Genomic DNA, 14666 nt, shown 5'->3' with positions numbered 1-14666 from the left:
TCAATGAAAAACGTTGTCTTGCTTGAACACTATTACAGTCCCGATGAGTTGAGTAGGCGGATTGGTGAATGGGTCGATTATTATAACAATCATCGCTACCATGAATCACTTAATAATGTGACACCAGCTGACGTTTACTGGGGCCGCCAGCAGGATCTGTTGGCGGAACGGCAAAAAGTCAAGCACTTAACGCTGTTGCAACGGCGGAAAAATTATATTTGTCAGCAAGCACAAAGCGCTTAAAGCCTCTCTTCCCTTTCCAACTTAAGTTGTCCACTTTCTGCTGACGACGTACATTTTATTGACTCCTTATCACCATCAACATCAATATATTGCTCGTAAGTTACAGAAGTTGAAAAGCCCAAGTAGCATCCCTTACATCCAAAAAGTATTAGCGTCAAATTTTGATTATTTCCCATATACAGGCTCAGACTCTGGCGGAATGGCAAAGTGGTTCAGTTGGATTCTAGCAGAGATTGGAACTGATGAAGCAATTCAAGTTTTGAAAGAGTATTCTCATTCGACTGACGAAGGAATACGAAACGAAATGTCGTATAGGCTCAAGAAACAGGGCTATACTGATTGATCTAGTTATCATAATGGTACTTATACAACACCCCTCGAAATAGTCCAATTTATTGGGATCATTTTTGCCCAACCAGATAAGACTGTCCATGCAGACGTTTTACAGTTACACGTCATATGAAAACAGTGTCGTTTGAGAGAGATTTTTAACTATTCTCCTACCGTTGCCGAGTAAGCAATTCGGCCACTTTTTCTCTCAGTGCTTCCTTTTCCAGATTGGTAGCGATAATTTTTCCGTCTTGATCGATTAGGTAAGTCTGTGGAATCGCAAAAAGAGCATATTGTTCTTTGAGGACCTGGTCCTTACTGGCCAACAACTGTATCCCCGCTGGTCGTAAGCGCCGAAGAGCCTGTAACCAGCGCTGCCGGTCATCATCAATGGATATGCCAATAATTGTTAAGCCCTGTGCGCCAAAAGCAGCCTGTAAGGCTTTTAAAGACGGCATTTGCTGGATACAGGGTCCACACCAACTTGCCCAAAAATCGATGAGCACTACTTTATTGGCCAATGAGGCTAACGAGTGGGCTTTTCCACTGCTATCGGGTAGCTCAAAGGCGTATGCTACTTGACCTGGTGCAATCTTTTTGAGCAACTGCTGTTTTTCTTTTAATCCCTTTTCCAGATTTTGAAAACTGGGATAGCCACTTAATACAGGCCGGAACTCGTTTAACTGGTTGGTGATAAACTCATCACTGTACGATCGTTCTTTCAACAGGTAGAGGTTAAAAAAGGTATACGGTTTACGGGTGAGTCGATCGAGGAGTTGCCGACCAATTGCTACGCTTAGCGTGTCGTTTTGCTTTCTCAGGGCCATAAGGCGAACGGAATCCCCTTGCTGTTGGGCCACTTGTTGCTGAGAAAAGAGCGCCACTAATTTATCTCGAGCACCGTTCAAAAATTTGTTTTCATATTCATCCCACTGAACATGAAGAGGTGAACCCGTTACCTGGTAAGTCTGATCGTTGTGGAAACGAATCTGCATCGAAGCCCCTTCCAGAAAAACAGGATAAGTCCTTTCGTCTTTTCCTATTTGCAAAAAGTGCAAGCCTGGCTCGGCTAGTTTTCCCCGAAAAGTAAAATGGTTGCCGGCTATTGCCGTTGAATCGAGGGGCACTTTGTCTTGACGAAGCAAATACACGTTGCCTTTCTTGAGCGTAGACAAGTGCCCCTGCAAGGAGAAAGATTGAGGGGCGACAACCTGCGAGAGACCCGTTGAACAAAACCAACCGCATAGTAGCAAATGGGTGCCAAGCTGAATAGTTTTATGGAGTAGACTTGTCATACAAAGAGCATGAGGATAAGACAAGCTAACCTACAAATTTATCTAGTTATTATCCAGTGTGATATAGTAAGAGTCTTTCCCGAGGAAATAATAAGTTTGTTCAGGCCGCTGGAGCGGTCCGTTTTGCTTACCAGCAAGCTATCCCAAATCTTGGAATATTCTCACCCAACAAACCTAAAGGCCGGGGCGGTTTGAATCGCCAACACGCCGTAATAAGATGTAGATTCGCTGATATCCATAACGAATACGTATTTGAGCAATCTCTTTGATTCGTTTCCGAATCACGAAATCATCTCGACGACGAGACTTATACTGCAAGGAGGATCGGCGGAACTGGATAACAGAGCATGCACAACGGGCCGAAACGCGCGGGGTGGCCCGTGCCATAGCTTTCCATTAAACTTGAGGCAGTTTTCTTTGCTGAACCGCCGGGCGGCCCCGTTCCAACTGACGAAGTCGACGCAATTCAGGCACCCCTAAACCACCATATTTTTCTTCCAGTTATAAAAAGTGGCTTCACTAATGCCCATCTTACGGCACACCTCGGAGACGACGGTTCCGGTTTCAGCCTGACGGAGGGCAAAGACAATTTGGTCTTCCGTGAACTTGGAGGTTGGCCGCTGCCGTCTTTTTCATAGCAATGTTTGATTGTTTAAGTTATCAAAATCGCCCGATTTCTCTACTTTAAATCGGCTCAGTTTTTCCGTGGGACGTCATTAAAGATTTGCCCCATATTTTGTTGCAAGTTCAGCAGTTACAAGTCTAATAAATAGCACCCAATCATTGCATATTCTCTCTTCAAGCTAAGTAAATAACTCTTTGGTTTAAAAGCTGTAGCGTTTCGCTGATCGATGAAAATTTTTCCGGAAATTCTTTATTAATAATAGTTTACAGTAATTTATTTCGCCTTTATGCTTATTTACCTATTAATTGCAAAAAGCATCGACAAATTAAGGCTTACTACTAGACGATTAGCTTTTTTTACTTTTGACCTGATCACACCTTTATGGAAGAGCCGTTAATTATCCAGCTTAAGCAAGGAGACCGACAGGCTTTTGAACGGCTCTATCGGAAATACTGGCGTAGCTTATTCGACCGGGCTTACAAACGATTACAGTCGCGGGAGGAAACGGAAGAGTTGGTTCAGGAACTATTTACACAACTCTGGGCCCGTCGCGACTCCCTCGTGATTACGTCTTCGCTGGAAGCGTATTTATTTACAGCCCTTCGAAACCAGATTTTCAGCCATCTCCGGACGCGAATTGTCCAACGTAAGTACGCCACTTTATTGGTTCAGCGGGAGCATCAGCCCTTCAACCCCGTTGAAGATCAGATTTATTACGAAGAGCTTGCTGCGACTTTTCAGAACAGCGTAGAAAAGCTACCCGAAAAATACAGGACCGTCTACCAATTGAGTCGCCATCAGAACCTCACCTACCGGGAAATCGCCAAACACCTTAATCTACCCATTGATACGGTCGAAAAGCAGATGAGCAAAGCCCTACAGTTATTACGAATGTACTTAAAGGATTATGTGATTGCAGTAGTCCTGAGCCTTAACAACCTCATTTAACCGCTCTCTTCGTCCTTGCTCCTTTTTGCCCAGCTGACAGCCTATCTACAAGCCACTGAAATACAAGACATTATATTTTATTTAAAAAATAACTGCTTTTTTTTGGCGGTAAACCCAGCATAACGCGACTATAGAGTCAAAAGCGAAACCAATTTTTGACTTGACGGATGGCGATCGATAAGCAGAGGCTACAATACCTTCTGGAGCGATATAATACCAGCATCTGCACGGCCTCTGAAATGGCGGAATTGAAGCAATGGTATCAGGAGTTAGAACACCAACCTGATTTCACGAAAGGGTTGAGCCATCACGCCCAGCAATTTCTGGAAGATCGCTTACTGGCTGGAATCGAATCCCGCCTTTCCCGGTCATCGGAAAAGCCGTTCCGGGTTTCGGTTCCCCATCCTGTATTCCATTCCGGTCACACACGAATGTACCAGATTGCGGCTGTTTTCACAGGCCTGCTGATCGTCACCGCCATACTTTATCGGTATAGCTGGTTACCTTTTAATAAAAACCCTGATTACCAAACGGTTACCTTGTCAACCAATTATGGTGTCACACGGACCATCAAATTGCCGGATGGGTCAACGGTTATACTCAACGGAAACTCCGCCCTATCATACCCGAAATCCTGGGCAGAAGGCCAAAGCCGGGAAGTGGAGCTGCGGGGTGAAGCCTTTTTTAAAGTCGTTCATACCAGTGATCACCGCCGTTTTAAAGTCCGGACCGCCGATAATTTCAGCGTAGAAGTTCTGGGAACGGAATTTACGGTTTCCAAACGGCGCCAGAGCACCCGGGTAGTGCTTACCACTGGACGGGTTCAGTGCAACCTGAAAAACAAAACCGGCACGGACACCCTGCTGCTCAAACCCGGGGAGTTGGTGGAGTTGGGCAATGATCCGACACGGTATACCCGAAAACAGGTCGATCCAATGCTTTATTCGGCCTGGACGCAGCATAAAATGATCTTTAAGAATACATCCTTACAGGAAGTTGCTACCATGCTCAATGAAACCTACGGGTTTACGATCGGTGTAGAAAAACCTGACTTGCTGAACCGCCGTATTTCCGGTTCGCTTCCGACGGACAATGTGGATATGCTATTGGAAGGGATTGCTGAAGCTTGTCGGCTTCATGTGAACAAGAAAGACCGCCACATTTATCTAACGGATAAACCTCTGTAAAACAAGCGATCATAATACAATTTGTGAAATTCTGAATACCGGCTCTGATCAGCGCTATAGCGATAGCTATGTCCACTCAATCCAACCCCTTATCTGAATGTCTATGAAACGAATCAATACGCACCTTAGCATAATCGGGCTTCTGCTTTTGCTACCGACCGTCATTCAGGCTCAATCTGTGGCTTACAATCGTTCCGGAGATCACTTGAAAGAGTATGACATCAGCTACCGCAATCAAGCCGCTTCGGTTCAGACGCTCGAGAGCAGAATCCTTGAACTTGAGAAAGAATACAAGGTTTCCTTTCTTTTCGATGCGGAGTTACTGAATAAAAAAATAATCAAAAAAAACCGGAAGTTTAACTCCCTGGAGCGGACGCTCGACAATCTTTTAACGCCATTCGGCCTTACTTATAAAAAGCTTAGGGACAATTTTTACGTTATTTCCAGCCAAAACAAGGAAGCCTCTTCTGCACCAGGCCGTAACACGCCTTTTCCTACGTTGCAAATTCTGGCGCGTTCCGTCTCGACCGTCACAGGAACCGTTACGGATGCCAAACAGGGCGATGGGCTACCCGGGGTCAACATCATCCTGAAGGGCACTTCCATCGGTACGACAACCAATAAGGATGGGCAGTATACCCTTTCGCTGCCCGACGGCAATGGAACACTGGTGTTCTCATACATTGGTTTTACCATGCAGGAAATCCCGGTGCAGAACCGGAGTCAGATTGATGTCCGGCTTGTCGAAGAAGCGAAAGCCCTGAGCGAAGTCGTGGTGGTAGGCTATTCTACGAAGCAGCTTTCTCAATTGTCCAGTTCGGTCGCCGTCGTAACCGGTAAGCAGCTTAACGATGTAACCTCGAATAATACCACAAGCCTCTTGCAGGGCAAGGCTCCGGGGATCATTGTCTCCAATTCGTCCGGTGATCCGAATGCAACCCCCACTATCGTTGTACGGGGGTCGAGTTCCATCAGTGCCGGTTCGGGGCCGTTGTATGTCGTTGACGGGATCATCGGCGGCAACGCCAATCCCAACGATGTGGAATCCATCACTATTCTGAAAGATGCTGCGGCCACCGGTTTGTATGGCTCCCGGGCGGCAAACGGGGTCATTATCATCACCACCAAGTCGGGGAAGAGCGGCAAGACCCGCATTGATTTCAATGCCGTAACCGGTTTTAACTACGCGACGACCGGGAAATTCAAGGTAATGAATTCGCAGCAGCTATACGATTACGAAAAAAGCTTCTATCCACCCGATCGTTTTGACCAGGAAGTGCCGGCCAGCGTCGCCCGGCAAAACACGAACTGGCAGAACCTGGCGTTTCGAACAGGTCTTACACACAACTACGTCTTATCAATTTCCGGGGGCTCCGAGAAAACCCGGTTTTATGTAGCTGGGAACTACTATAATGAACAGGGGACGCTGCGCCACAATGAGGCCCGCAGATACAACCTGCGGGCAAACATTACGCACGACATTAATGATAAGCTAAAATTGAACATTAAGCTGAACGGACGACTAAACCGTCAGCAAGCCGATCCGGCCGGGCTGGATGGCGCTTTATACGGAGCTTATAATAACATGCCCTGGGACAATCCGTATCTGGCGGACGGGACCCCAAAACGAGGAACCGAAGGAGGCTGGTTTGGGCGCGAACAGGAAAATTTTCTGCACGGCTGGCAATTCAATCGGAATGAAGCCAACGGTTCAGGGCTGGATGGTGACATCAATCTTGACTACACCATTCTGCCGAATCTGACGTTTTCTTCCTATAACCGGGTCGGTTATTCCACCACCCGGAGTGAACTCTATTATGACATCCGCTCAAAAGCCGGGAAGGGTTTGGGACGCTTAACAAACGGGTTTATTGACAATCTTTCCCTCATTACGTCCAACCGGCTGCGCTATGATAAGAATTTCGGCAAGCATGCCCTGAGCGCGCTGGCGGTTGCCGAAGCCGAAAAAAATAAACTGCAAAACAATTCGGTTACCGGCGAAGGCTTCGCACCCGGTTTGCACGTCATGAATACGGCTTCCCGCATTCTTTCGGCCACTGGAAGTATCAATGAGAATTCATTCAGCAAGGGGCTGGTTCAACTCGATTACAATTTCGACAACAAATATTTTGCGGTAGGCTCCTACATCAATGAATCCTCCTCCCGCTTCGGAGCGGATAACCGTTCGGGCAACTTCTATACCCTGGGAGCATCCTGGATTCTGAGTAATGAACGTTTTCTGAACACACCCGCATTCCTTGATCTGCTTAAAGTCAGAGCCAGCTATGGTGTGACGGGAAACGCCGAGATCGGAAATTACCAATCACTGGGGCTCTATAGTTTTGCAACCCAGTATGCCGGAAATTCCGCAGCTTATCCCTTCCAAATGGACAATAAAGGGCTGACCTGGGAAAAGGCCAAAAGCCTGAATCTTGGCCTGGACGTTGGCCTGTACAAGCGGCTGACACTCAATCTGGACGTGTACAGCAAAACGACCGACGGCTTATTGCTGAATGTTGAATTACCGTATACCAGCGGCTTTGGATCGGTGATCCGGAACGTTGGTTCGATTCGGAACCGGGGTCTGGAATTGAATCTGAACAGCGTCAATCTGGCGGGGGCGTTCCGGTGGGAAACCAATTTTAATATTGCCTTCAACCGCAGCAAAGTCCTGGTTCTTGATCAGGGCAAGGATATCCGGCAGGGAAATCTGCTCATCAGCGAGGGACAGGAATTATACACCTGGAACATGCGCAAATGGATGGGGGCCGACCCGGCAACGGGCGATCCGCTCTGGGAAAAGATCACGGCCGGACCAAACGGAGAGGAAATACGCACGACCACCAATGCCTACAGCACGGCTACACAGCAAAACCTGGGATCGGCGTCCCCTGATTTTACGGGAGGGCTCAGCAACACGCTCAGTTATAAAGGGGTTACCTTATTTGCTTTTTTCAATTTTGTCAGCGGCAACCAGATTTATCATGTCTCCCGGCAGTTGTTCGATTCCGACGGGGCCTATTATTCCTACAACAGCATGATTCTGGCCGACGGATGGAACCGCTGGGAAAAGCCGGGGGATGTCGCAACCCATCCTAAACCGGTTTTTGGAGGCAATAAGAATTCCAACCAGGCTTCGTCACGCTACCTGGAAGATGGCAGTTACATCCGGCTTCGAAACATTAGCCTGTCCTATCAGGTCCCCAATCTGTTGGCGAAAAAAATCAAATCCGAGCATTTAAAAATTTTCGTAAGTGGCGATAACCTTCTGACATTCAGCAAATTTTCCGGCATGGATCCGGAGGTGGTCTTAGGGCCTTCCGGCGGGCTTTCCAGCATCAAGTACCCCATTAGCAAAAAACTGTTATTCGGCATCAATATTGGCTTCTAATCGGATCATGGAAACAAAAATACTTCTCAGAAATACCCTGTTAGCCCTGCTGATCGCGTTGTCTGCCTGTAAAAACGAGCTGCAACCCTACGACAGCAAGTCGAACGATGTGGCTCTGGCAACCCCGGCCGATATTCAAATTGCTACCTTCGGCAATTACGCCATGCTGGTAGCCGAACCCTATACCCGGCATTTTCTGACGCTCAATGAATGGCCCGGTGATAATGTTGTCCAGAGCGGTGCCGACGGCGATCAGGCATCGCTGGCCGCTTCTTATTTACATATCCCGGCCATGTATCCAACCCAGGATTTCTGGGCACAATCCTACAAGCTGATTTATGCCACGAATCTCATCATCGACAAAATTACGGATGGCGAATCGGCGGCTCTGGACCAGTTGAAAGGAGAAAATCTGTTTTTACGAGCACTGGCCCATTTCAATCTGGTTCGTCTGTTTGGACGGCCTTACGCGCAGAATAAGGGCCAGAACCCCGGAATACCGGTTATTACACGTGTAAAGGCCGAAGAATTCCCCACACGACATACGGTTAAAGAGGTTTACGATCAGGTCATCAAGGATCTCTTACAGGCCGCCGTGCTGATGAAGGAAGCCAAAAACGCCAACTTCGCGTCGAAAGAAGTGGCCGAGGCCCTGTTGTCGAGAGTGTACCTCTACCTGGAAGACAATGCGAATGCGATTTTGTATGCCAACAAAGTGATCGATTCCAAACGGTATCAACTGGCCTCGATTGACACCTATAAAAAAGCCCCGACGCTGGTTCCGGAAACCAATCCGGAAACTATTTTTAACTTCCGGCACACACTGGCCGATAATAAGGACAAAAATGCCGTCGGCTCCCTCTACTACAACGATCCGGTAACCCTCTCTACCGGATGGGGAGAATACTACGCTTCGCAAACTTTTATGGATTTGCTCAATGAGCATCCGGAAGATGCCCGGCTGTCCTTTATCACCCCGCATTACATTAACGGGAAAATTCAGTACCGGGGCACCTCACCAATCTATTTTATCAATAAATTCAACTGGCAGGAAGGAATTGCCAACCTGAGTTCACCCGTTTACCTGCGTCTGGCCGAGATGTATCTCAACCGGGCGGAAGCTTACGCCAAAACCGGTCAGAACCAGTTGGCCATCAATGATGTGAATACCATCAGAACACGGGCCGGGCTGGCCGGGAAGGCGCTCTATACCCTGAATGACCTCAAAGGCAGGGGCAGTGTCCTGAATGTTGTGCTGGAAGAGCGACGGCTTGAGCTGGCCTTTGAAGGCCATCGGCCCGGAGATCTCTACCGGAACAACCTTCCGCTGGTTCGGGCTTATCCCGGTCTGCATGGTACCGATAATTTTCATTTCCGGGTGGAGCCTACGCACCCCCGGGTTATTTTTTACATACCGGAACGGGAAGTTAACATCAATAAGAATCTCGTTCAGAACCCTTAGCCTACCGGAAAAGCAGTGGTTTTTACGGCCGCTCTATCCGGGAAGTAAACCCGTATGCTTATGTCTATTTTATCCAAAACCTCCCTTCGGGCACGAAGATGTATCCAGAAAGGAAGCATTCTGCTGGCCGGAGTATGCCTGCTCGGATCAACAGAGAAGCCGTCTAACGAGACGCTTGGCTTTCAGGTGCCGGAGGGCTTTACCATCGAGCGGGCCGTCGCATCCGAACGGCTTTCCTATCCGATGTTCGCCAGCTTCGATGGCATTGGCCGCCTGTTTGTCTTTGAATCAACCGGCCCCAACGTAATGGGTACCGAAAAAATGCTTTCCGAACCGTCGTACCAGATCCGGTTGCTGGAAGATCTCGATGAAGACGGCCAATTTGAAAAAAGCCGCATTTTTGCCAAAAACATCCCGTTTCCCAAAGGCGGGGTGTATTACCGGGGCAGCTTATACGTAGCGGAATCACCGAATCTGGTTAAATACACCGATACAGACAACGATGGGGCTGCTGATCAGAAGCAGGTCATCCTGACGGGCTGGACGCTGAATGCCAATGGGGCAACGCTGGGCGGTCCTTTTTTTGGCCCCGACGGCTGGCTGTACCTGACCGATGCCCGCCGGGGATTTAATATTACTACCAAAGAAGGCCAGCCTCTGAAAGGAAAAAGTGCTCGAATCTGGCGCTGCCGCCCCGACGGGTCCGGACTGGAATCCATGTCGGGGGGCGGGTTTGATAATTCTATCGAAATCGCCTTTATGCCGTCGGGGGAAACCATCGGTACGATGACCTATTTTGTGGATCCACAGGATGGCCAGCGGGATGCTCTGATGCATTGGGTCGAAGGGGGCACCTATCCCAAACCCAACGCGGTGATTGCCGAAGACGGTTTGAAACTAACCGGCGACCTGATGCCCGTTATGACCAAAATGCCCCGGGTGGCTCCTTCGGGCCTGATGCGCTATCGGGCTGCCGGATTCGGACGCGAATTTCAGGACAACCTGTTCAATGCCGAGTTTAACACCGGCCGGATTATGCGCCACCGGGTTTTGCCGGATGGGGCCTCGTACAAAACCGTGGACGAAATCTTTATGAAGTCATTCAGCGGAGACTCCCACCCGACGGATGTGCTTCAGGATGCCGACGGAAGCTTGCTGGTGGTGATTACTGGGGGATGGTTTATCGAAGGATGTCCTTTATCGAGAGTGGCCAAACCGGAGGTTCAGGGCGGTATTTACCGCATCCGGAAAACCGGCGCTGCCCGACCGAAGGATGCCTGGGGGAAAAAACTGGCGCTGGCCCAGCAGACTCCTCCGGATTTGATTAAATACCTCACCGACCCCCGGCCCGTCGTTCGCGACAATGCCCTGGAGCAATTAATCCTGCGCGGTAATTCGGCAGTGAACCCGCTCCTTCATGCGCTGCCTGTCCTGAAAGACGACGAAGTCCGGGCTGCGGTTGTATTTGCCCTGTCCCGGATCAATACCCCAACCGCCTGGAATGGGGTTCGTAAGGCGCTCAACGACAAAAGCCCTACCGTCCGTACCGCTGCCGTCCGGGTTCTGGGGCTCCACAAAGATCAACCGTCCGTTGAAAAGTTGATCCATCTGGTCCAGACCGATGCCCCGCCCGTCCGTCGTCAGGCCGCTACGGCCTTAGGGCAGATTGGCGATCTGAAAGCCGTGCCGGCTTTGCTGAGCGCGGCTGCCAGTCAGCGTGACCGGTTTGTAAACCATGCCATTATCCACTCCCTAATCCTGCTCCGGGATACGGATGCGCTGGTTAAAGCCCTGGACAGCCCCTCAGCGAAAACAAAAATCGCGGCTCTGATTGCCCTGGATCAGACTGATGGATCGCCCCTCCAGAAACCTTATTTAGCGGCTGCGTTGACGGCAACCGATACGGAGCTTAAATCAACGGGCATCTGGATTGCTTCCCGCCATCCGGAATGGTCAGATATGGTGATTCGCTTTCTTGAAAAAAGCCTGAACGACCGAACGCTTTCGGATACTGACGCCGGGTTAGTCCGGGAGCTGATGCTCGCTAGTATCCATGAACCGAGTCTCCAGAACTTTGTAGCGGCCCAGCTCGCCAATCCGGAAACGACCGACGCCCGGAAGATTTTACTGCTCGACGTTATGGCCAACTGTTCATTAAAGAAACTTCCAGACGCCTGGGTAACCGCCGTGGGCCAGCAAATCCAGCGCAGCGAAGGCACTGTCTTCGCCCATCTGTTGGGGCTGATCGAGTCGCGGGGCATCCAGTCCCTGAATCGGGATCTGGATCAGATCGTGCGGGATGAAAAGAAACCCTTTGACTTCCGGCTGAAAGCCCTGAGTGCCCGGATTATGTCGTCCCCGATTCTTTCAGACCAGGAGTTTCAGTTCCTGTTGAAATACAGTGGCCGGACGTTTGATTCACCCGTGCGTCAGCAGGCCGTTCGGCTCTTAAACCGGGCCGCCCTGACAAACGACCAGCTCCTAGTCATTGCCCATACACAAATCGGTCAGACCGACGCTTTCCTGTTACCTGCTCTGCTGGGCGCTTTTGAGGGAAATCAGGACGAACAGGTTGGTCGGGAACTCATGACGGCTTTACAGGCGGTTTCCGGCCACCTCGACAATGTACCGGAGCAGGATTTTCAGAACCTGCTAAAAACCTTTCCGGCTTCCGTACAAGCCATGGCGGTTCCGTTACTGGCTAAATTACAGACGCTTCATGCCGAGCGGCTGGCTCATCTGAACACCCTGAAAACCAAACTCAAAGACGGCGATGTAGGCGAGGGAAGGAAGCTGTTTTATGGAAAAGCATCGTGCTATACCTGTCATGCCGTCGGGGCCGAGGGCGGACGGTTTGGCCCCGACCTGACCAACATTGGTGAGATTCGTTCGCAGCACGACATTCTGGAAGCCATTGTGTATCCGAGCGCCAGCTTTGCCCGGGAATATGAGACCTTCCGGATCGTCACCAAAACGGCCTCCTATACCGGCATCATTAAAGAGCAGCTTCCGGAATCCGTTGTCATTGAAATTGGGCCAGCACCGGGCGTGCGCATTGCCCGTTCGGAGATCACGGCGATTGAACCCCAGACGTTGTCAATGATGCCTCCGGGGCTGGATCAGCAACTAAACCCGGCCGAAATGGCCCATCTGGTTGCGTTTCTCGAAGCCCTCCCATATCGTCTGGACCGGATGATCCAGGCCAGTCAGAAAAAATAAACTTGAAACCGGTTCCAACCGTGTGTTAGCGTTCACCATGAGAAAATTCCTATTTTTAGGGCTGGCTGCCACAATGGGCCTGCTCATCACGGCAGGCGATGCAACTGCCCAAAGCCTGCTAAAAAAACCCGTCAAGCTTTTCAATGGGAAAAACTTGTCTAAATGGTATGTATTCATTGAAAACCGGGGTCGGAATAAGGATGTAAAAAAAGTGTTTACCGTGGAAGACGGGCTCATCCACATCTCGGGGGAAGAATATGGCAGTATCGTGACTAAAAAAGAGTATGAAAATTATCAGCTGACCGTCGAATTCAAATGGGGTGATAAAACCTTCGCACCCCGGGCGAATCAGGCCCGCGATAACGGGGTGTTGCTGCACTCGACCGGGCCGGATGGCGGCTACCACGGCATCTGGATGCGTTCAATCGAATGCCAGATTATTGAGGGCGGAACGGGCGACTTTCTGGTGGTCGGCGATGGCAGTGAAAACTACGCGCTTACGGCACCTGTAGCGCCAAAACAGGAAGGCCGGGGAAATGTATTTTCACCAACGGGCAGTCCGCTGACCATTCACAAAGGCCGGATCGACTGGTTTGACCGCGACCCGGCCTGGAAAGATGTAAAAGGCTTCCGGGGCGCCAAAGACATTGAAAAACCGGTGGGCGAGTGGAATACAATGGTTTGCGTGGCCGAGGGCGATCAGATTTCTATTTTCCTGAACGGTGTGTTGGTCAATCAGGCGTTTCAGGTTAAACCAGCGAAGGGACGCATCCAGATTCAATCCGAGGGGGCCGAGATGTTTGTTAGAAAAGTAGAATTAACGCCATTACCCAAAAAATAACCCTTACTAAAACTACGCTTGTTATGCCAGATCAGACGAATCCAGTACGTGTCCTGGTGGTTGGATGCGGAAACATGGGAAGTTCCCATGCCACGGCCTACCACCTTCTTGACGGTTTTGAAATTTGTGGCCTTGTTTCTACCGGCAAAAGCAAAGAGGTTTTAAACGAAAAGTTGGGAGGCAATTACGCGCTTTTCAGTGATTATGAAGAAGCTCTTGAACAGACCAAACCGGACGCCGTATGTATCTCTACCTACCCCGATACGCACGAGTCATTTGCCATCAGAGCGTTTGAGGCTGGCTGTCACGTCTTTATCGAAAAACCGGTGGCCGATTCGGTCGCGGGGGCGGAGCGGGTTCGGGAAGCTGCGGTAAAAACGGGCAAGAAACTGGTCGTGGGCTATATTTTACGTCACCACCCATCCTGGGAGAAATTTGTGGCCCTTTCTCAAGAGCTGGGCAAACCCCTGGTCATGCGGATGAACCTCAACCAGCAAAGCGAAACCAGCATGTGGACCCTGCACCGGAACCTGATGAAAAGCCTCAGCCCAATCGTGGACTGCGGGGTTCACTACATCGATGTGATGTGCCAGATGGTGCGTTCCCGGCCCGTTCAGGTATATGCAATCGGCGCGCGGCTGACGGACGAGATTCCGGCGGATAATTATAATTACGGGCAGCTTCAGATCCGGTTTGAAGATGGGTCGGTTGGCTGGTACGAAGCCGGTTGGGGGCCTATGATCAGCGAAACCGCTTTTTTCATCAAAGATGTGTTCGGGCCTAAAGGGAGTGTTTCCATCGTTGCCAAAGAAGCCGGGGGTGAAGGCAAATCGTCCTCCATCGAAGCCCACACCAAAACCGAAGCCATCCGGTTCCATCATGCGGACCTGGATGCCAGCGAACGGTTTGCCAAATCGGATCAGTGGATAAATCTGGAAGATGAGCCGGATCACCAGGAGCTTTGTAACCGGGAGCAGCGGTATTTCCTCCAGGCCATTCGCGAAGATATCGACCTGGCGGATCATATGCAGGATGCCATTAATAGTCTACAGATTGCCTTTGCCTGTGATGAATCCGTGCGAACCGGGCAAGTGGTACTCCTGTGACCTATCGCTTACGATTTTT

9 protein-coding genes and 1 pseudogene are annotated in these 14666 nt (G+C 50.0%); 8 read left to right on the top strand and 2 right to left on the bottom strand.

Annotated elements, in window-relative coordinates; genetic code table 11:
* A partial coding sequence (locus LX87_RS26540; protein WP_146624569.1) for an integrase core domain-containing protein occupies window positions 1-243 on the top strand: 243 nt, incomplete at its 5' end.
* A gap of 500 nt (window positions 244-743) precedes the next feature.
* Here the strand turns inward: LX87_RS26540 and LX87_RS26535 are convergent.
* Entirely contained in the window at window positions 744-1868 is a 1125-nt protein-coding gene (locus tag LX87_RS26535; RefSeq protein WP_111631342.1) for a TlpA disulfide reductase family protein, read from the bottom strand.
* Between the two features lie 441 nt (window positions 1869-2309).
* A pseudogene (locus tag LX87_RS26530) lies at window positions 2310-2458 on the bottom strand (transposase); the annotation flags it as partial.
* A 416-nt stretch (window positions 2459-2874) separates the two neighbouring features.
* Here LX87_RS26530 and LX87_RS26525 point away from each other — a divergent pair.
* The 7 genes from LX87_RS26525 (at window position 2875) to LX87_RS26495 (ending at window position 14647) form a co-directional block, all read left to right on the top strand.
* Window positions 2875-3441 carry an RNA polymerase sigma factor gene (locus LX87_RS26525; protein WP_111631341.1) on the top strand — a complete coding sequence of 189 codons (567 nt, stop codon included), beginning with the start codon at window positions 2875-2877 and terminating at the stop codon, window positions 3439-3441.
* 239 nt (window positions 3442-3680) lie between these two features.
* Entirely contained in the window at window positions 3681-4628 is a 948-nt protein-coding gene (locus tag LX87_RS26520; protein ID WP_170139475.1) for a FecR family protein, read from the top strand.
* 103 nt (window positions 4629-4731) lie between these two features.
* Window positions 4732-8019: a SusC/RagA family TonB-linked outer membrane protein gene (locus LX87_RS26515; protein ID WP_170139474.1), complete on the top strand. Its 3288-nt coding sequence runs from the start codon at window positions 4732-4734 to the stop codon at window positions 8017-8019.
* A 7-nt stretch (window positions 8020-8026) separates the two neighbouring features.
* Window positions 8027-9481 (top strand): RagB/SusD family nutrient uptake outer membrane protein, encoded by a 1455-nt coding sequence (locus tag LX87_RS26510; RefSeq protein WP_111631338.1) that lies wholly within the window; start codon window positions 8027-8029, stop codon window positions 9479-9481.
* A gap of 60 nt (window positions 9482-9541) precedes the next feature.
* Window positions 9542-12700 carry a PVC-type heme-binding CxxCH protein gene (locus LX87_RS26505; protein WP_170139473.1) on the top strand — a complete coding sequence of 1053 codons (3159 nt, stop codon included), beginning with the start codon at window positions 9542-9544 and terminating at the stop codon, window positions 12698-12700.
* A gap of 37 nt (window positions 12701-12737) precedes the next feature.
* Window positions 12738-13541, top strand: coding sequence for a 3-keto-disaccharide hydrolase (locus tag LX87_RS26500; RefSeq protein WP_111631336.1), 804 nt, complete (start codon window positions 12738-12740; stop codon window positions 13539-13541).
* Between the two features lie 23 nt (window positions 13542-13564).
* Window positions 13565-14647 carry a Gfo/Idh/MocA family protein gene (locus LX87_RS26495; protein ID WP_111631335.1) on the top strand — a complete coding sequence of 361 codons (1083 nt, stop codon included), beginning with the start codon at window positions 13565-13567 and terminating at the stop codon, window positions 14645-14647.
* Window positions 14648-14666 lie beyond the last annotated feature (19 nt).

This window comes from Larkinella arboricola (genome assembly GCF_003259745.1).
Classification (GTDB): Bacteria; Bacteroidota; Bacteroidia; order Cytophagales; family Spirosomataceae; genus Larkinella; species Larkinella arboricola.
The sequence above is the reverse complement of the archived record's forward strand: the minus strand, read 5'-3'. Positions and strand labels throughout refer to the sequence as shown.